Origin of the sequence: Dyadobacter sp. CY312, assembly GCF_021390535.1 — a bacterium.
Taxonomy (GTDB): Bacteria; Bacteroidota; Bacteroidia; order Cytophagales; family Spirosomataceae; genus Dyadobacter.
This window is the reverse complement of sequence record NZ_JAJUXG010000015.1, coordinates 196,513-216,444: the sequence shown is the minus strand read 5'-3', so window position 1 is coordinate 216,444 and position 19,932 is coordinate 196,513. Positions and strand designations below refer to the sequence as shown.

General features: G+C 41.6%; 15 protein-coding genes. 4 read left to right on the top strand and 11 right to left on the bottom strand.

The window, feature by feature from the left end:
- Positions 1–51: 51 nt before the first annotated feature.
- Positions 52–1,803: a capsule assembly Wzi family protein gene (locus LZG71_RS22015; protein WP_233824022.1), complete on the bottom strand. Its 1,752-nt coding sequence runs from the start codon at positions 1,801–1,803 to the stop codon at positions 52–54.
- 126 nt (positions 1,804–1,929) lie between these two features.
- On the opposite strand from LZG71_RS22015, the gene upp reads away from it, so the two are divergent.
- Positions 1,930–2,574: a uracil phosphoribosyltransferase gene (gene upp / locus LZG71_RS22010; protein WP_233824021.1), complete on the top strand. Its 645-nt coding sequence runs from the start codon at positions 1,930–1,932 to the stop codon at positions 2,572–2,574.
- Between the two features lie 193 nt (positions 2,575–2,767).
- On the opposite strand, the gene LZG71_RS22005 is transcribed toward upp, so the two are convergent.
- Complete coding sequence (locus LZG71_RS22005) at positions 2,768–5,797, bottom strand: carboxypeptidase-like regulatory domain-containing protein (RefSeq protein ID WP_233824020.1); 3,030 nt, start codon at positions 5,795–5,797, stop codon at positions 2,768–2,770.
- 297 nt (positions 5,798–6,094) lie between these two features.
- Here LZG71_RS22005 and LZG71_RS22000 point away from each other — a divergent pair, with 297 nt between their 5' ends.
- Positions 6,095–7,162 carry a mannose-1-phosphate guanylyltransferase gene (locus LZG71_RS22000; protein ID WP_233824018.1) on the top strand — a complete coding sequence of 356 codons (1,068 nt, stop codon included), beginning with the start codon at positions 6,095–6,097 and terminating at the stop codon, positions 7,160–7,162.
- Positions 7,163–7,268: 106 nt separating this feature from the next.
- Here LZG71_RS22000 and recF read toward each other — a convergent pair whose 3' ends face one another.
- A complete protein-coding gene (gene recF / locus LZG71_RS21995) occupies positions 7,269–8,351 on the bottom strand; it encodes a DNA replication/repair protein RecF (protein WP_233824016.1) in 1,083 nt (360 codons plus the stop codon).
- Between the two features lie 127 nt (positions 8,352–8,478).
- Between recF and pdhA the strand changes: the two genes are divergently transcribed.
- Both pdhA and tatC read left to right on the top strand, forming a co-directional pair.
- Positions 8,479–9,510, top strand: coding sequence for a pyruvate dehydrogenase (acetyl-transferring) E1 component subunit alpha (gene pdhA, locus LZG71_RS21990; RefSeq protein ID WP_233824014.1), 1,032 nt, complete (start codon positions 8,479–8,481; stop codon positions 9,508–9,510).
- Between the two features lie 217 nt (positions 9,511–9,727).
- The gene (tatC, locus tag LZG71_RS21985) at positions 9,728–10,606 is read left to right on the top strand and encodes a twin-arginine translocase subunit TatC (RefSeq protein ID WP_233824012.1); all 879 of its coding nucleotides are present in this window, start codon (positions 9,728–9,730) and stop codon (positions 10,604–10,606) included.
- Here the strand turns inward: tatC and LZG71_RS21980 are convergent.
- From LZG71_RS21980 to LZG71_RS21945, 8 genes are all read right to left on the bottom strand, one after another.
- Complete coding sequence (locus LZG71_RS21980; protein ID WP_233824011.1) at positions 10,603–11,709, bottom strand: aminotransferase class I/II-fold pyridoxal phosphate-dependent enzyme; 1,107 nt, start codon at positions 11,707–11,709, stop codon at positions 10,603–10,605. The two genes, tatC and LZG71_RS21980, sit on opposite strands and share 4 nt — an antisense overlap.
- 36 nt (positions 11,710–11,745) lie before the next feature.
- Positions 11,746–12,756: a dipeptide epimerase gene (locus LZG71_RS21975; RefSeq protein ID WP_233824009.1), complete on the bottom strand. Its 1,011-nt coding sequence runs from the start codon at positions 12,754–12,756 to the stop codon at positions 11,746–11,748.
- Between the two features lie 27 nt (positions 12,757–12,783).
- Positions 12,784–13,653 (bottom strand): NAD kinase, encoded by an 870-nt coding sequence (locus LZG71_RS21970; RefSeq protein WP_233824007.1) that lies wholly within the window; start codon positions 13,651–13,653, stop codon positions 12,784–12,786.
- 89 nt (positions 13,654–13,742) lie between these two features.
- Positions 13,743–14,414 carry a CBS domain-containing protein gene (locus LZG71_RS21965; RefSeq protein ID WP_233824005.1) on the bottom strand — a complete coding sequence of 224 codons (672 nt, stop codon included), beginning with the start codon at positions 14,412–14,414 and terminating at the stop codon, positions 13,743–13,745.
- A 108-nt stretch (positions 14,415–14,522) separates the two neighbouring features.
- Complete coding sequence (locus tag LZG71_RS21960; RefSeq protein WP_233824003.1) at positions 14,523–15,296, bottom strand: alpha/beta fold hydrolase; 774 nt, start codon at positions 15,294–15,296, stop codon at positions 14,523–14,525.
- A 489-nt stretch (positions 15,297–15,785) separates the two neighbouring features.
- Entirely contained in the window at positions 15,786–16,829 is a 1,044-nt protein-coding gene (locus LZG71_RS21955; RefSeq protein WP_233824001.1) for a polysaccharide biosynthesis protein, read from the bottom strand.
- 162 nt (positions 16,830–16,991) lie between these two features.
- Positions 16,992–18,389: an NADH-quinone oxidoreductase subunit N gene (locus tag LZG71_RS21950; RefSeq protein WP_233823999.1), complete on the bottom strand. Its 1,398-nt coding sequence runs from the start codon at positions 18,387–18,389 to the stop codon at positions 16,992–16,994.
- 85 nt (positions 18,390–18,474) lie between these two features.
- Complete coding sequence (locus LZG71_RS21945; protein WP_233823997.1) at positions 18,475–19,920, bottom strand: NuoM family protein; 1,446 nt, start codon at positions 19,918–19,920, stop codon at positions 18,475–18,477.
- Between the last annotated feature and the right edge of the window lie 12 nt (positions 19,921–19,932).

Below are 19,932 nucleotides of genomic sequence, written 5' to 3'. Positions count from 1 at the left end.
GGTCCGGGGCTTAATAATGGATTAAATTCAAATTTCTGATGTAGAAATGTTTTAGAATGCTTGCTGACGGTATGTCATATTGTAACGTATCGCAATGGAGAAAACGTTGGACTTTTGAGCAAAATCAGCATTATCCGATTTCAAATTACGGATTAAGTACCGGCCATCTACAAAAAGGTTGTGCGCAAGAGCGTAGCTTAACCGCAAATCGGTCGACACATTTTTGGTGGTAATACCCTGACCGATGCGGTTTCCAAAACCCTTTTCATAACCTGGTATTTGTGTTCGGTCCTCGTAACTTTTTGAAATATCTCCCCCAAAATTTTGATTGTGCGGGTCTCTTCCTTTATTAGCTAACATAAGTGTACCATACAGAGAAAGCCGCGATGTGGGCTTGTACCGGATGATTCCGATGAATTCACGGAAATTGGCGCCGAGCGGGTGTGCCAGCGATTGACCGTAATGGGCATAGTTTCTTCCTCCATCCTTATGAGAATAGGTGTAGGGTCGCACGAGATTATACTCCGCCTGTATATCGAGGTCGGGTATGCCAAAGGCATCCACGTATTTTCCACCTACCTGAAGGCTATACTTGTTTGTCCAGGATTTGCTTCCGTTAAAAAGGTATTTGGTAAGAAATTCATCCAATACAAACTGACTGTAAAGAGATGCTTTTTTGCCGACAAGCCAACGGAAGTCTAGGCCAAGAAGCGCATTATCCTCGCTCCCTATATATGATTCTACATAACGGTAAAATATAATTGGATTCAGGTAATTAAGGTCATAACCACCGCCAACAGAATCACGATTAAAAACTTCCGCCTCAAATATCCCGATATTGATCTTGTCAGTCAGGTTAACACTGAGATGGTGAACCGCAGCAAATTTTTTACCCCGGAGGCCGTTATTCCAGGCTCTCTCATCGTTGTTGAGCATGCTGGTCCACAGGTTGGTATACTTAAAACGACCTAACTGGGTATCCAGACGCAGAAACAAATAAGGACTACTGTTGTCTGACAAAATCAATGAGCGAAATCCACTACCAAAAACATTATGGTCATGCCCGAATTTAACATTGATTTGTTTTATGGGCTTGAACGTTACATAACCTCTGGCCGTAAGGAAATCAATAGTTCCTTTGCTGGCACTAGTTTTGGCAAGACCTTCTCCCGGAAAAGTATATTGTGGAGCAAAATCCATTGCATACTTAGGGAATAATCCCTGATTATCAGCCACAAAGGTGTAAAATCCAAGTTTATCACCGATCATGCCGCGAAGTTCAACACCACGTCCGGTAAACCATAGCGATTTACTAGTCTGGCTGTCTTTTCCTACAAAGTTTGTGGTAACAAAGTTAAAATGGAGGTCGAAGTCTTTGTTGTGAATGCTGTACAGATCAGCAGCATGTTCCCAGAATTTTCTTTTTTGACCCGCCGGAGGGGATTTGAACCATCCAAGCCGAGCAAGTCTATTGTAGTGGGCTGAATCTGTGGAAGCCATTTTTTGAGCCCATTCCCAACTATCCTCGCGCAAATAATCAATGGTCTCCCAATCCCTGCTGGTTAATGCAACATCCCCTTCTTTCAGAATAGAATCGGTAAGGGCAACAACGGCTTTTCTTTCAAATGGTTTTACAGCGCTATGGAAACCTTCGCTTAACTTTCCTCTTTTAATTTCGAGGCGATCTATCAGGTGGTAATAATCATCATTAAGCGGAATAAAGGAACTCTGTGCCTGTGCGTATGATACTGATATGAGAAGAATAAGTAAGAATCTGGATAATTCAGTAAATCGTTGATTCATAATGGCTAAAATTCTTTTATTCGCATAGTGTAGTCCTATAATTCTAACTTTTTGAATTAGAGGTTCAAATTACGTCAATGAATTTGTATTATCTTGCATGAAGTAGTCTAAAAAACTGTCAAATTTATGTTTTTACTTTCTCAAAAACCTTCCATTGCCGATCACTATCTGGCAGAACTTCGTGATGTAAATATTCAGAAAGACAGAATGAAGTTCAGGCGGAATATTGAAAGAATTGGAGAGTTACTGGCTTACGAAATTTCGAAAACGTTAGCCTACCGGTCTGAAAAAGTAGAAACGCAATTAGGAACTGCTCCTTCCAGATCACTTCTTCAGCCGGTGGTTCTTGCAACAATTCTACGGGCAGGCCTTCCCTTGCATCAGGGATTTCTCAATATTTTCGATCATGCTGACAATGCCTTTATTGGTGCTTATCGTGGTCATAATCTTGGTGATGATGAAGAGTTTGAAGTTGAAATGGATTATATAACAAGTCCGGATTTGACTGGTAAAACGCTGATTTTGGTAGACCCGATGCTTGCCACAGGTAGTTCTCTTGAAAAGGCATACCATGCTCTGCTTCGATTCGGAATTCCCGCTCAAACCCACATCGCTTCTGTAATTGCCTGTCCTGAGGGAGTTAATTTTTTGCAAAACCGGATTCCGCAATGCAGACTCTGGCTTGGTGTGGTTGATCAGAAATTAAATGAACAGTTTTACATTGTTCCCGGCCTGGGCGATGCAGGTGATCTTTCGTTTGGAGCAAAGTAAATGACTTTTTTTAGCCATCAGCTATTGGCATTTGGGCATTAGCTTTTCCCGAAACCAGACAAAGCCTAAAGAAAATAGGAGTTTAGTTTATTAAAATATAACAAGTAAAAATGACCGGCAGATTTATTTTCGCCGGTCATTTTTTTCTGACTATATCTTCTATGACTTCTTACTTCCCTAACTTCTTAACTCCTCAATTCAACAACTCATCAAATGTGATCGACACATAATAGGTTGAACCGATTTTCGGGCTTCCATAGGCCTGAATGTAAGATTTGCCGATCAGGTTGGTTCCTCCGAGTTTAATAATCGATTTGATCGCAGGAACTTTCATGCTAATCTGGGCATCAAGATTACTGATCGCGGGAACCTTTGTGTCTGCAAATAAAGGAACGTTATCTGAGGACGGTATGATAAAGCTTGATTCCCACAAAAATGCCTGTTGATACCTGTAAGCCAGATTGAACCCAAAGAAACTACTACTGGTAATGCGCTTTCCAAAACTAAGGTTGTAGCGATATTTAGGGGTGTTGAACTGAGAATACTGTACTTCAGGTGAAGGAGTAAAATCGGTTAGTTCGTTGTTGGCAACATTTCCTCCTATATTGAAACCCTTTGGTAACGCATAGTTTAGTCCAAGTGCAAACCCTCTAACATTGATAGTTTCTGAAGTATTTACTGTTCTGGAATAAGCGTTTCGTTTTCCAACTCCGATTCCGGATTCAATTGGCAAGCCGGGAGCTGCTGCTTCGGTTGGAACTACAATAACTGCTCCGCCAATCAAATTTTTATACTGACTTACGTAGAAGTAAGCGTCGATAAATAATTTCTTTGCGATAACAGATTTATAACCGATCTCATACGTTGCGATGCGTTCTGGTTTCAGTTTGACGGGCTGGTATTTTGGAAGTTTGGCCAATGCAAAAGCAGGGGCAAGCTGAGCAATTAAACCCGGTAATTGTGCTTGCAATGCTCCCGGCAAGGCGCCTTGCACACCAGCAGTTATAGCTCCCTGAATTACGGCAGGAACATTAGGAATTTGACCGGCAGCCACTGCTGCATTTACTTTTTCGGTCACCGCTGTTGTTACCGCCTGGGTCACTGCTGCTGTGCCATATGCTCTTGCACTTGCAACGATTGATGGATCACTGGCGATGGTCTTCTGGATATTTTCTGCTGACAGATTTTGTCTTAAAATACCGTTGGCAAGGTTGTATCGTGCGTCAAATTCTGGCAAACCTCCGATCAGTGTAGCTGATGGTGTTCTTAAATCGATATATTGGTTTTGGGTTGTGGGAATACGGAAACCAGTTTGGTACGAGAGACGGATGTTGTGTTCTCCAAATGTGGTTACTGCCGATACTCTTGGTGTGAACTGACCATCAAAGTTTTCATTTTTGTCATATCTGATGGATCCTGACAATTTCAGGTGATTGTTTAGTAAACTTTTTCCAGCCTGTACAAAGGCACCAAACTCGTTGATGCCGATCGTCCCGTCTCGGCCATCTTTGGTATCTGCAAATAATGTTCCTGCAGAACGCAACTGATACATTCTGTAATTGGCTCCTGCAAGAAGTTCGATAAACTTAATTTGATTCTTGAAATTGTAAAATCCTTCGATGTGGTATAAGTTGGTTTTATCGGTAAAGCCTCCACCTCCATCTACAATCGGCATATTTCGATATTTATCCAACAAGGCATTGTAGGAGTCTGTTCCCGGAACCGGCATGCCCTGGTCGGCTACGCCTCGTGCAGCTAAATGTGCATTTGCCTCGGTGGCGCCTTGTGCACGAGCTTGTACAAATGCACCTGTATATTGACCAAACCAGGTTGCATGAGGTTTGAAATCGTTAAGCATAGATACTGCCGCAAGTCCCGCAAGATATGAATCTCCCGAACGTTCCTGAGTGGTGTACGCCCTAACGGTAAAATTATCTCCCCGCAATTCCAGTTTTGCCTGAGTCAGGTTAAAATTACGAAGTGAGTATCTGCCGGTAGCAGTATATGCCGTAGTTCCGTAGCCATAATTTACCTGTGCTACCGCTTCAATTTTATCATTTATGCGGTAGTGAAGGGCTGCGTTTGCTTTAAAGCTTTTTGTTTTGTAGTCGATCAGGTCTTTTTCTTCAAAACCCGTTCTGCTTACAAATGCATTTGGCACTAAATCAACCGCATTTGCAGGAATGAGTCCACCAGCAGCCAATGTTTTGGCAACTGCATTGATGTTTGTTTGCACTTCATCGCCATAGCTGTTTACACCGTCGTAATCCGGGTTTGTACCAGCTCCACGTCTTGGGTCTGCATTGCCACCAGCATTCAGATTACTGTAATTTCTTGCTTCCCAGTCTTTTGCTGTTATATAAGAAAGATTTACTTTGAAGGCAACTTTGTTGTTGAAAGCTTTTGCGTAGCGAATGGTACCATCGATAAATGGTGTGGTTGCCTTTGTACGGCTGGATTCATGCATGATTCCCGATTTGACATTAGCGCTCAACCCCTGATAGAGAAACGGGCTTTTGCTATTCATCAAAATGAGCCCATTAATAGCATTTGGTCCGTATAAGGCAGATGCTGCTCCGGGTAAGATTTCAACGCTTTCTACATCGAGTTCCGACATGCCAATGATGTTATCCAGCGGGAAGTTCAGTCCGGGTGCCTGATTGTCCATACCGTCAATCATTTGTACGGTACGGGGATTTCCTGTACTACCAAAACCTCTCATGTTGATGGATTTGAACAGTACACCCTGTGTAGCCATATCTATTCCTTTAAGATTGGCAAGCGCGTCATAAAAATTGGTGGAGGGCGTTTCACGGATGCCACGTATGTCCATTTTTTCAACTGCAACCGGCGATTTTAATTCGTTTTCTTCTACCCTTGAAGCAGAAACAACAATTTCACTTCCCAGAACGACCTGCTCTGAAAGTTTGATTTTGAAGTCAGATTGCCCACCTGCAACTTCTACTTCCTGTGTTTGAAAACCAACGGAAGAGACAACCAGCGTAAAAGGCGGGGCAGTGCTTACTGTAAAGCTAAAATTACCTTTGGAGTCGGTGATGGAGCCGATTACTTTTCCTTTCACCTGAATACTTACACCAATGAGCGGTTCATTTGTTGAGGCTTCTGTAACAGTACCTCCTATTTTTGTTTGTGCGATGGACAAGGAGCTGTATAGCAGCATGAGCAGTATACAGCACCATTTTTGGTATACGATTGATTTCATGGTTTTTATTGATGACTGTTGTTAAGGCAATTTAAAAGAATAAAAAGTTACAAAATCTATAATTGTTATATTTTTTCTTTAAATATTGAAAAATTATAATTTTGAAGGTATTGATATCTGTAAAATCCAATAATCAACTAGTTTGTCGTAGTAATTTAGTGTATTAGTAAGGACATGTAGTAAGAGTCGGTTACAACTTTGTTGGGAGTGAATCCGCCGGCAGCAACCCGGGTTATTTATGTATAATGCTTAGCTTTGCGGAAGTTTATTGTAACCAATATTAGATTAGCATTCATAATGAAGGATACACACGTAATTATAATGGCTGGTGGAGTAGGAACGAGGTTTTGGCCATTTAGCCGCACTAATTTCCCCAAGCAGTTTCATGATGTTCTGGGTACAGGAAAAACGCTGTTACAACAAACTGTTGATCGGTTTGAAGGAGTTTGCCCGGTTGAAAACATCTATATTGTTACCAGTCAGGAATATAAGGACCTAATTAAGGAACAGATACCGGCCTTGAAGGATGAGCAAATTTTGCTTGAACCCAACCGCCGTAATACAGCACCGTGTATTGCTTATGCCTGTTATAAAATTGCTGCAAGGAATCCTGATGCAAATGTAATTGTGGCGCCGGCAGACCACATTATACTCAATGAAGATGTATTTCGTGACACGGTCCGGATTGCTTTGGGAGCGGCAAGAAATGAGGATATTCTGGTAACATTGGGCATTCAGCCTACACGCCCTGATACTGGCTACGGTTACATCCAATATATTCCTGACAAGCTTACTGTTAAAAAAGTTAAATCTTTTACTGAAAAGCCGCATCTGGAACTCGCTCTACAATTTCTGGATAGCGGGGATTTTCTTTGGAATGCCGGAATTTTTATCTGGAATGTGAATTCTTTTAAGGTGGCTTTAAGACAATTTCTGCCTGATATTGCAGAGATTTTCGAAGAGGGAAATCCGCATTATTATTCAGAATCGGAAGAATCGTTTATCGGGAAAGCCTATCAGCACTGCGGAAGCATTTCTATTGATAATGGGATCATGGAAAAGGCGGATAACGTTCATGTGGTTTTAAGCAGCTTCGGTTGGTCGGATTTAGGAACGTGGAAGTCTTTGTATGAAGTGTCTGACAAAGATGAAAACCGGAATGTAACGGAAGGTAATCTCATTTTACATAACACCGAAAACTCGATCATCAAAATGCCTAGCGATAAGCTTGTCGTAATCAATGGATTAGACGGTTTTATCGTGGCTGAATACGATGGAGTGCTGATGATCTGCAAAAAAGAAGATGAGCAAAAGGTAAAGGAATTTGTAGCAGAGGCTAAGGATCTGGATGCTAAGTATGTTTAATATTATGTAGTAAAGTAGCAATTTATTATCAGCACAGAGTTTGCGGGACGTTAAAATTCTGAAACTCTGTGCCTGAAACTTAATTTTACGGAGTTACATCAGAAGTTTAGCCAATTTCAAAAAAGCGAACATCTGCTTTTACCTTTTCAAGAATTTTTGCTGACCGTTCCGGTCTGGCGTCGGTGATAAAAACCTGACCGAGAAAACCAGTATCTACCAGCTCAATAAGCTTGTTGATACGCCGGTCATCCAGTTTGTCGAAAATATCATCTAAAAGTAGAATCGGTGTCTTCTCTTTCTCAATCTTGAGTAATTCAAATTGCGCTAGTTTCAGGGCAATAACAAAGGATTTTTGCTGCCCTTGCGAGCCGAATTTCTTTAATGTAATGCCATCTATTTCAAATATATAATCGTCTTTGTGGATTCCCTTTCCGGTTCTTTGCGCATGCAGGTCGCGGGTCAGGTTTTTACGGAATTCAATAGCGAAGTCATGAGCAGCGACCTCACTTTCATATATCACCTCTACATTTTCTTTTTCATTGCTTATAAACGCATAGTATTTGCGGAAAAGTGGAAGAAACCGATCCATAAAACTGCGGCGGTAGCTGTAAATTTTCAGAGCCAGGTTAATGAGCGGTTCGTTATAGGTTTCCAATAGGTCGTCGTCCATGTAATTTCGCTCAGCAAATAATTTAAGCAAACCGTTACGCTGCGTAAGCGTTTTGTTGTATTGCAAAAAATCCTGAAGATAATCGGGAGTTGCCTGCGCAAGTACCCCGTCAAAGAAACGCCTCCGCTCCTCGCTTCCGTCGCGAATTAGATCGGTATCATTTGGCGCAATAAGTACCAAGGGAAATAGACCAATATGATCGCTCAGGCGTTCATAACTTTTTTTGTCGGCCATAAACACTTTGCGCTGGCCACGCTGAAAGCTGCATGTGATCTGAATATTTCGTTCGGAATCTTTAAATATTCCATCCAAAACAAAAAAATCGTCCTCATGACGAATACTTAATGCATCCTGAGTTTGAAAGGCACTTTTTGTGAGTGTAAGGAAATAAATGGCGTCCAGCAGGTTTGTTTTACCGCTTCCATTCTCGCCAACGAGGCAATTTACATGTGCTCCAAAGACAAATGCACCTTCCTCATAATTCTTAAAGTAGGTAAGATGGAGCTTTTCTAGCCACATGAACTTCTTTGTTATATAGTTTATGCTTATTTTCGCAGATCATTGCGTGAGTACGGCAAAAAACAGACTCTGTTCAAACCACTAACTTGAAGACAAAGTTCTGTCTTTATAAACGAGAACCAAATACATGGCCACCGTTACTGAAAAAAAGAAAGCATCAGCCCCAAAAAAATTACAGCATCCGAAGGAACAATATATGTTCTGGTTCGAGAATATGCTATTGCAGCGTCGGTTTGAAGAAAAAGCCGGACAGCTTTACGGTCAGCAGAAGATACGTGGTTTTTGTCACCTTTACATAGGCCAGGAAGCTTGCTCTTCAGGAGCAGCAAGTGCTTTGACAAAAGGTGACAAGTATATCACGGCTTACCGTGACCATGGTATTCCATTGGCACTTGGAACCAGTCCTAATGCTATTATGGCTGAGCTATATGGCAAGAAGACGGGTACAACCAAGGGGAAAGGCGGATCCATGCACATTTTTGATAAAGAAGTGGGTTTTGTTGGAGGACACGGTATCGTGGGCGCCCAAATACCTCTTGGTGCAGGTATTGCTTTTGCTGAGAAATATAACAAGACAGGTAAAGTATGTATCTGTTACTTCGGTGATGGAGCAATTCGTCAGGGAGCCTTTCACGAAGCGCTTAACATGGCTATGACCTGGAAACTGCCTGTTATTTTTGTTGTTGAAAACAATGGATATGCCATGGGGACCTCGGTAGCCCGTTCATCCAATGTTACAGAGCTTTATACACTTGGTGAAGCTTACGACATTCCTTCGGAGCCAGTTGACGGGATGAGTGTTGAGGCAATCCACGAGTCAGTTGCACGTGCTGCTGAACGTGCGCGCAAAGGAGAAGGACCTACTTTCCTTGAATTCCGTACCTATCGTTACCGTGGGCATTCTATGTCGGATCCGCAGAAGTACCGTTCTAAGGAAGAAGTTGAAGAATACAAACACCGTGATCCGATCGAGCAAATCCGTGCGGTAATCCTGGAAAATAAACTTGCTTCTGAGGAAGAATTAGACGGAATTGACAAGAAAGTAAAAGAGATTGTTGCTGAGTCGGTTCAATTTGCTGAGGATTCGGATTTCCCGGATGCAAGCGAGGCATATACCGATGTTTATGTCGAAAATGACTATCCATTTGTGATGGATTAAATTCATCATTATAACAATATTAAAAAAACCCGTCGAAAGAATCCGGCGGGTTTTTTTGAGTAATTTCGACTTTTGAAAGCAGGAATGATCTTATCCGACTGTTTTCACGTATAAAGCTTAATGATCATTTAACAAATGGTGGTTGTGCCTGGCATTTATAGATTGGATGTCTGAGCAGATATTGCAGATTTAAACTACCTTATTTTTATTTTATTGTATGCCCTTAGACCAGGAATTTGATAACGAAGAAGAAGATTCAGGCGGCGAGATGTCGTTTATTGGGCACCTTGAAGAGCTAAGATGGCACGTTATTCGTGCAGTAAGTTCCATTTTGGTGTTTGCTATTATTGCTTTCGTTTATATAAAAGAGATTTATCACTACGTAATCATTGCGCCGTCTCAGCCAGACTTTTGGACGTATAAAATGCTTTGTATACTTGCCGATAAGGTGGGATATGATGAATTATGTGTAAAAGCTTTGAATTTTAAGCTTCAGGTTATTGGAATGGGAGACAATTTTACGATGAGTATGACTTCATCGTTTATTGCCGGTTTGATATTTGCTTTTCCGTATGCATTCTGGGAAATCTGGCGTTTTATAAAGCCTGGTCTGAAAGCTTCGGAAAGACGTTCAGCCAGAGGAGCGGTATTTTATGTAACGTTCCTTTTCTTCTCGGGTGTGCTGTTTGGCTATTATGTTGTAACGCCCCTGGCAATCAACTTTCTGGCAAACTATACACTGGATGAGTCCATTATCAACGAGTTTAGTTTGGCTTCTTACATTTCACTTGTAGCTACTTTAACTCTTGCCTGCGGAATTGCTTTCCAATTGCCAGTGGTAGTATTTGTTCTTTCAAAAGTAGGCGTACTTACACCTGCATTTATGAGGGAGTATAGAAAACATGCAATGATTGTGATTCTTATTCTGGCGGCGATCATCACTCCGTCTCCGGATATTTACAGTCAGATACTGGTTGCGATTCCATTATTTATGCTTTTTGAAGTAAGTATTTTTGTTTCTGCAAAGGTGGAAAGAGAGAAAATACAGGAAGAGAAAAACCTGGCAACCTCAGGAGGCAATGTGGGTAACGATTAAGATAAATTTTCTTGATTGAACTGAATACAGACCTCGGCCAATCGGTCGAGGTCTTTTTTTGTGTGAATGGCTGATATTGCGAGTCTCATCACTGGTTCATCAATAGGGGAGGGATACGGGAAATGAGATGTCATGATACGGTTGTTTAGCAGATAATCGAACATTAAAGGATTTTTACTACAAAAAACGGGATAGCTTTCAATTGATGTGAATATGCTGTTAGCTAATGTTTGATCTTGAAAATACCTGATGTTTTCTTTTAAAAGAAGATAATTCCGCTGGTAGGTTTGCGATAGAAGCAGTTGCTTAAGAGCGAAAATATATGCCGGTGCGCACGGAGACGCGCCGGAGTACCATGGCGTAGTTTTGAGATAATCTATTACCGAGGTGTCAGCAAATATAACTCCTGCGGGTATTCCCATCCCCTTGTTAAGCGATGCGCACACGACTACATTGGTTTTCTGTAAATGTTGCAGTTGTGCATATATTCCCCCTCCGTATTCACCGGTAGCTCCAATTCCATGAGAGTCGTCTACAATCAGCCAGACTTTTGGATCAGATAAGTTATTGAAGACAGAAAAATCAAAATTCTGAACCCAAGGTGAACCCACAGAATCGGTGCAGATGATGTGCACAACACTGTCGGATGCATTGCTGATATCTGTAAGTGTTTTGGCTGCCCAATCTGCCCAGCTTGTACTGCAAGCTGAATAGTGATTTCCACGAATAGCAGGATGAACGCTGGGAGCGTAGTGGTAGTGAATGTTTTCATAACCAGCGTTTGTACTGGTAATGATGTTCTCAATTTCCTTCATCAAAATCTGCCCTGCCCACATCCCCGACGACAGCGTAACAGCAGCAGGTGCTTTGCCAAAGGCAGCCAGTTCTTTTTCGGCTTCTGTATAAATATTTAGCTGAAGACTGTTGTTGCGCGAGCTACCAAAATGGGTGCCAAACTCTGAAATACCCTGGGTTAAGAATCTACGAAAGTTTTCGTTGTGGCCCATTCCAAGGTAGTCTGTTCCACTGAACCAGAGATACTCTTCTCCATTTTCAAGCTTTACAGTTCTACCTGGTAAATTTTTGGCAATGTAACTTTTCATCCAATACGTATGCAGCTAAAAAAGGAGAATTACCAGCTATAGGAGCTTGGCGCCTGTTCCGTAGGTATCAGCGTAAATCACTTTTCCGTAATCAAAGCTTACACCTTCCGCCGGATCATTTTTAATTAGCAACGATCCATCCATGTCTACGTAGTCAAGCAGGGGAAGTAAATGGGCTATGGCAGAAATTCCAACACTGCTTTCGGTCATGCAACCGACCATCGTTTTCATTCCCAGTTGTTTAGCTTCTTTTATCATGCGAAGTGCAGGAGTGAGTCCGCCACATTTTGTCAGTTTTATGTTCACTCCGTGGAATAATCCTTTGCAATTGGCAACATCTTTTTCCACAATACAGCTCTCATCTGCAAGTACTGGCAATACACTCTCTGCATATACTTTTTTCATGCCTTCTAGATCTCCGGCAGCCAACGGTTGCTCAATAAACTCTACGCCCAAGGCTTTTAATTCAGGAGCAAAACGAATGGTTTGTTCGGCTGTCCAGGCACAATTGGCATCAACCCTGAATATTGAATCTGTGTTCTTTCTCAGTTCGGCTACAATACGAAGGTCTTCGTTGGTTCCGAGTTTTATCTTGTAAATGGGCCATGGAAGTTCTTTCATCTTGGCAACCATTTTTTCCACAGAATCTATGCCAATTGTAAAATTAGTCAGCGGATTATGGTCTGTGGACAGCCCCCAATTCTCGTACAGCTTAAGATTTTTTTTCTTAGAAAAGAGATCATGTGCGGCTTCGTCTAAGGCACATTGAGCAAAAGGATTTTCTTTTAGCAAACGATGTGTTTGCGCCCATAAGTCTTCAGCCGACTCAAACTCATTGTGTTCAACAACCGAGCGGACACCTTCCAGTGCAGCACTCATATTTTCGATCGTGATGCCGTAGTAAGGATTGGATGTTGCCTCTCCGAAACCGCTGAGGTTACCATCACTTAATTCCACAATCAGCGTAGGCTGTACATCACGGGAATCGTGGGCAATGGTGAAAGTGTGTTTTAGCTGAAGGTCAAAGCGATGAAGAATAATTTGCATATCGTGTCAGTAATTATAAAAATGGCGTCAATTCCGCATGTCCAATCCCCATGACAATTTGCTGCGCAAAGTATTCAGGAAACTATCGTCGAGCATCTTAATCAGACGGGCTCTGAAATGGGCTTTTCTAATGGTGAGCAGTGTATTCTCGTCGACTACGCGTGAGCGTGCGTCCAATGAGATCAAAAAGTTATTACTTCTGCTCTTCACTTCAAGTCTCAGTACAGCGGTATCTTCAAGTACGAGCGGGCGTACATTCAGATTATGCGGACTTATTGGCGTGACTATAAAGTTTTGAGAATGCGGCACCAACACAGGGCCTCCACAACTAAGTGAATAACCGGTGGAACCCGTAGGTGTTGAGATGATAAGTCCATCGGCCCAATAAGAATTCAGAAATTCATCGTTGAGATACGTATGGACTGTAATCATGGATGAGGTATCTGTTTTGGTGATTGTAAAATCATTTAAACCAAAATTAAGGCCATCAAAGAGGTCAGCATCCAATGCTACAAGCGTACGTTCATCAATACGGAATTGCCCATTGTCGAGCGCCGTAATCATGTCAGAAATTCTTTCGGGAGAAACCGTTGCCAGAAAACCCAACCGGCCTACATTGACTCCAATTGCCGGGATTTCCCTGGCTCCAACGTGTGATATTGTTTCGAGTAAGGTGCCATCTCCGCCCATGCTCACAACCAGTCTTGCATCGTAAAGCTCTTCGGGTTTTTCGTATACCAGTGTGGTCTGATGCTGTATGCCTTGCTGATCGAGAAAGGTGCGGAATGCCTGCGATAGTTGCACATCAACCTCTCTTCTTGCCAGTTCATTGAACATACTCTCAATAAACGGACGTGCGGACTCATTAAAATTACGTCCGTGAATTGCTATTTTCATGAAAGAAAAAGTAAGTCATCTTGTTTCTTCCGAAAGATACACGACAAATGCACCGATTCAAATATGAAGCGGTATTTAGTGCAGGACTATTAGGTGGCAAGGTAGCGCAGCAGCATATCCAGGCGCTCCTGATCTACGCTTTCAATGGGATCGTTGGCATGAGCTTCGACAATGTCGTAGCCAAAGCGTTCAAGCGTGGCAATGATGGGGGTAATATGTGTTCGGTTTAGTTTAAGTGTTAATCTTGATTCCTGCAGTGGATGAGCAGCTTCGGATGAAGAATAATAACTACTTAAAACTTTTGTTCCGTTTGACTCAATAAGTCTGCTTATTTCAGCAAGCGAGTAATCTCTTTCAGCAATTTTAAGAACCAGTACGGCTCCTTTTTCCTGCACCCCGAGTTCGTTTACAAACTGCTCTACAAGATCATTTACCAGAATGCTTCCGGAAAGTATCTTTCCATCGTGTACAACTGGAATGATCAGCAATCCGAATTGATTAACAAGTCTGAGAAGTTCATAAGGATGTTGATCTTCTGAGGCAAATATATCTTCATGTTGGATAATGACCCGGGCAAGGGAATCAGAACTGTCCGGAATATCAAACAAAATGTCCTGTGAGACAATGCCTTTGTATATACCGGCGTCGGTTACAATAAGTTGACTCGTACGGAATTCATCCATCCAATCCAATGCCGTGCTTACCTGATCGGTAAGTTTCAGCACAGGGATCATCGGATTTATAAGCGTAGCTGCCAGCATATTTGAAATTCTAATTTGTCTAATGTATAAAAAAACTAAGTATGTGTCAAATGTCAAAAAAATAAAAGCTTAAAAAAGAAAAAAGAGCCCCGAAGGCTCTTTAAAATGTTATGCTGCGGAAACAGAAACATGTTTTTCTAAAAAGCTTTCTAATATAATGTTAAATTCATGAGGATGTTCCATCATGGGTGCATGGCAACATTGATCAATGAAATATAACTCAGAATCTGCTATCAGTCTGTTAAACTCGTAACCTACATGAGGTGGAGTGATCGTGTCGTTCAGTCCCCATACCAAAAGGGTTGGAACTTTTATTTCATGCAGGTCTTTGGCGAGGTTATGACGTTGAGCCGATTTCGCGATTCCTACAATACTCATACACTTTGGAATGCTGGAAGTGGTTTCAAAAACTTCGTCTACAAGATCCTTCGTAGCAACTGCCGGATCGTAGAATGTGTAAGCTACGCGTTCGCGGATGTAGTCGTAACTCCCGCGTTTTGGAAACGAGCCTCCCATCGAATTTTCAAAAAGACCGGAGCTACCGGTTAGTACCAGCTTATGAACATTATCCTGATTTTTTAAAGTGTACAATAATCCGATGTGCCCTCCTAGGGAATTTCCGATTACAGTAACGTTATTCAGATTTTTAAAGGCTACAAACTCTTCAAGAAAAGAAAGCAATGCCTCTAAACCTGCCTCTCGTGGGGGCAATTCATATATTGGAAGTAAAGGAATTATGACCCGGTAACGATTGGAGAAATAATCAATTATCCCATCCCAGTTACTTAAAGCACCGAAAAGACCATGCAAAAGCAATAACGTTTCGCCCTTTCCTTCATCGATGAATTGAAACTTGCCTTCGGAATGCACTGAATATTTCATTCTTGTGGTATTGAATTTATAATACTATGGAGCGTAAAGTAAATGTGGCCGGGCTCAATTATAACGCATCAAAGAAACTACTGCACATTTCGCCATTACACAAAACTAGTTATTTTTTTTGATTGAAAAACTTTGAAGGCCAATTTAAGTGTGTTTATTTTCTTGTAAATATTATATTTTATGATCATTAATTGGACGATTAACATAGAAAGGTGCAATTATGTTCCTTCATTTCCAACCTTAGGTTTTTGATAATTTTACCCGAGACTTTATCTATCGGACCAAATCATAATTTTACCTTATTCCGTTAAATTAGAATCTAGGAACAGCTAATTTACAAAAGCCAATTGTACCATGCTAATTACCAGAATTTGGGCAAGATATAACAGCATTTAAGTATTAGAATTCTATTAGAATCCTTTGCGCACGATGAAGTAAGAATTATTTCCGGGTCAGTTTTATTGCAAAAATAGGTTACACCGGACCTGTTTAATGTATACCGAAGATATTCCTGAGAATTTCATTGAGCTGATCAGGTTTCACAATCGTAGCAAGTTTATCGTGTAACAAACCTATCTCCTTATAAATTTTTGGCAAATGCCCATGATCTGTGCGTAACACTTTCATTTTACCTGCATGATTCCGGACCTCTTTTTCATACGAATGAGATAGTTCTTCGTGCATCTTTTCACCTGGCTGTAAGCCAATAAAACGAATTTCGATCACCTTTCCTGTTTTAGAATGATGTAGCTTACCCAGCCGGTATGCAAGATCCAGAATTAACAATGGTTGTCCCATGTCAAAAATCATGATATCACCACCGCGACCTACTGAGACGGATTCTAAAACAAGTTGTGCAGCTTCGCATGCGGTCATGAAATAGCGGGTTGCCGCCGGATGAGTTACCGGAACGGGCTCATTTAATTCAATGTGTCTATTGAATATAGGGACAACAGAACCAGATGATCCCAGCACATTTCCAAAACGTGTTATGACAAACTGTGTTGCAATTTGTTTTTCGCTTAGCGATAGCAGGTAAAGTTCTGAAATACGTTTCGACATCCCCATAATACTTATAGGGTTCACAGCTTTGTCAGTTGAGATGAAAATGAATTTTTCGATCCCATTTTCAACGGCTAGATCGGCCAATATTTTAGTGGCAATTGTATTGTTTTTAACTGCGGTGTGTGGTTGGGCTTCCAGTAGGGTGACATGTTTGTAGGCAGCTGCGTGAAATATTATCTGTGGGCGAAAGTCCTGGAATATTCTCTCCATTTCTTCTGAGTCGGTAACATCAGCGAGTAGGGGAGTTACATTGGGATGGCTTCGGTAGGTTGATTGCAGGGTGTGAATCCCTGCTTCATTTTGATCAATTGCAAGTAATTGAGCAGTATCAAAGGCAATAAGTTGTTTAAGCAATTCACTGCCTATTGATCCTGCTGCGCCTGTAATCAGTGCTTTCTTTTTAAGAATATACTTCTCAATGTTTGCTGAATCAAGAGTAATCTTTTCGCGTAAAAGTAGTTGTTCCATGATTACAGGAGGGATGTGTGTAAAAATGTGAAACAAGGTCGGTTTATAACCAACCTCATGTTCAGGCTGGTATGTATACGCAAGAATGGGAATTGGTCACAAAAAAGAGGGCTGTACGCGTGTACAACCCTCTCTTACAAAAAACGAAATTTTTTTTAACCGTTAGATAAGTCCTTCCAGGAGCCCGGGAGCAATGCCAAAAAGCAGAGTGAGAAAAGTAGCTAAAACAAGAATAACCTGGAAAAATGGCGCTACCCTTATCTTAACAACATTTCCATCTCTTAAATAAGAAGCGATAATGACACGGAAATAGTAGTAAATACCAACTGTTGACATCAGTACGGCAATCACCGTAATCCAGATAATACCTCTGTCAGCGGCGCTTGTGAAAACCATAAATTTACCCCAGAAACCGGCAGTTAATGGAATTCCCGCGAGCGATAACATGGAAACTGTAAGCACAAATGCCAGAAACGGGTTATTTTTAGCAAGACCATTGAAGGCGTCATAGCGTTCATCGGGTTGCCCTTCCAAAGTGTTCTCTTTGGAAACCAGCATCAATACTGCAAATGCACAAATCGTTGCAAGTGAATAAGCAAGAGAGTAAAACACAATTGCATTTTGTGATGGCTTTGAAAGCGCCGTAACTGCAATAAGCAGATACCCTGCATGGGATATACCCGAATAGGCAAGCATTCTTTTAAAGCTGTTCTGGCTGGTTGCTCCAATATTCCCTACCATGAGCGTAAGTACTGTTATTGCGGCAACTACGATCCACCAATAGCTGTAAATACTGGTGAACGAATGATCTAACAGACGATATATAGCTGCAAAACCAGCTGTTTTTACCACAGTTGACATAAATGCGGTGAAGATCGTTGGCGCACCTTCATATACATCCGGAGTCCAGAAGTGGAAGGGTGCGGCAGATACTTTAAACAACATTCCTATCAGCAGAAGCAATAGCCCCGCATAAAGGATGTAGGAAGGCGATGCTACATGCGATGTCAATACGAATGATTGTATCTGAGTAAGACTAAAAGAACCTGTGGCTCCATAAAGAAGAGCCATTCCAAAAAGCATAAAACCTGTCGCAAATGCACCCATCAGAAAGTACTTCAATGCAGCTTCATTGGATCTCAGGTTTCGTTTGTTGCTTCCTGTAAGTACATACATCGCAACTGAGAGTATTTCTACCCCGATAAAAAGCATGATCAGGTGTTCAAAACCAATCATCATGATAGCACCCACCAGAGAAAAGAGCATTAGTCCATAATATTCCGCAGGTTCCGAATCCGCATTGTCCTGAAAACCACCAGATATTGCGACAATCATAAAGGCAGAAACCAAAACGATCCCGTTGAATGCCATAGTTAGGTTATTGACCCGTAGCATGTCATAGAAATAAAGCAATTGGCCCTGATTCCAGTCGATAAAGTTTCCTGCCAGCGCGAGTGCCAGGAACAAAAGTACGGATGGCAAAAGGATGTTCTTAGATTTCGAGAACCCTAAAAAGAGTGATGCGATTCCAAAAACTGACAACAATACAATGGGATACATATATTACTTATTATCGTTTGTCACTGTGTTTTAGCTATTGAACTATCGACCTTAGCTATTATTAATTTTAATCCGCAAAGCAGGATTAATTTATGATCTGTAAAATCTGGTTTACCGCAGGCTCTGAAATTTTAAGGAAAGTATTTGGAAAAATTCCGATCCAGAAAACCATCACAACCAGTGGTATAAGTATCAAACTTTCACTCAGAGTTAAGTCCTTAAAGCCTTCAACCCAGTTGGATTTTTGTCCAAACATTGATTTTTGGTACAGGCGAAGCATGTAAACGGACCCCAAAATGATCGTCAATCCGGCTATTGCTCCCAGCCATGCGTTATAGTTGAAAACGCCCGAAAGCAGCAAAAATTCACCTGGGAAACCATTGGTAAGTGGCAGAGCCACGCTACCCAATAACAATATCATGAAATAGACGCTGAACTGAGGCGAAGATTGTGAAATGCCACCAAGTTGGTCAAGGTAACGCGTTTTGGTACGTGCCTGAATGAGATCAACGATATAGAACATTCCAACAACGTTGATTCCGTGTGCAAGCATTTGAACCATGGCACCTTGAAGACCATTAGCAGATACAGAGAAGACTCCCGCGGACATTAATCCAACGTGTGCAAAAGAAGAATATGCAACCAGTCTTTTCATATCACGCTGTTGAATCGCAATGATCGAACCATAAATGATCCCGATCACAGACAGAATGACTGCCAGTATCCCCCAGGTTTCAACACCCAGCGGAACGATCGGTAGTAATAAACGAATCAATCCGTAAACCCCCATTTTCAACATAATTCCTGAGAGTAACATAGTCGCCTGTGTTGGAGATTCGGTATATGTATCCGGTTGCCAGGTATGGAAAGGAAACAATGGCATTTTAATTGCAAAGGCAATAAAGAATGCCCAGAAAATGAATCCCTGTGAATGTGCGCTTAATTGAAGATTGTAAAATGCTGTAAGTTCCGAAGTGTGCGTTCCGGGTGTTTGATAATACAGATATACCAATGCCACAAGCATGAACAAACTTCCGAACATGGTGTATATAAAAAACTTGAAAGTAACTTTTGCTCTGTTTTCTCCACCCCAAACTGCTGCAAGGAAGTATACCGGAATAAGTGCTGCTTCAAAGAACAGATAGAAAAGGAAAGCATCTGTTGCAGTAAATACGCCGATCAGTGCTGCTTCCATGAAAAGAATCAGGGAATAAAATGTAGCACTGTTTTTGTAGTCATGTCCGAATGCGGAAAGGATAATGAACGGCGTCAAAAAAGCGGTTAGCAATACCAGAACCATGCTTATACCGTCGATTCCTCCGGCAAAAGATATTCCTGCGGACTGAAGCCAGTGGTATTTGAATGCAAACTGGGATCCGGCAGATGGGTCAAACTGAGACCACACAAAAACTGCAAGCCCCAATTCTGCAAGGCCTCCGATCAACGCAACCTGTTTGGCAAGGCGTGCACCGGTAGCCAATGTAAGAACAGCGGCCGCAATAGGTATTAGTATTAAAAGAAGAGTAAGCATATTTTCAAGTCA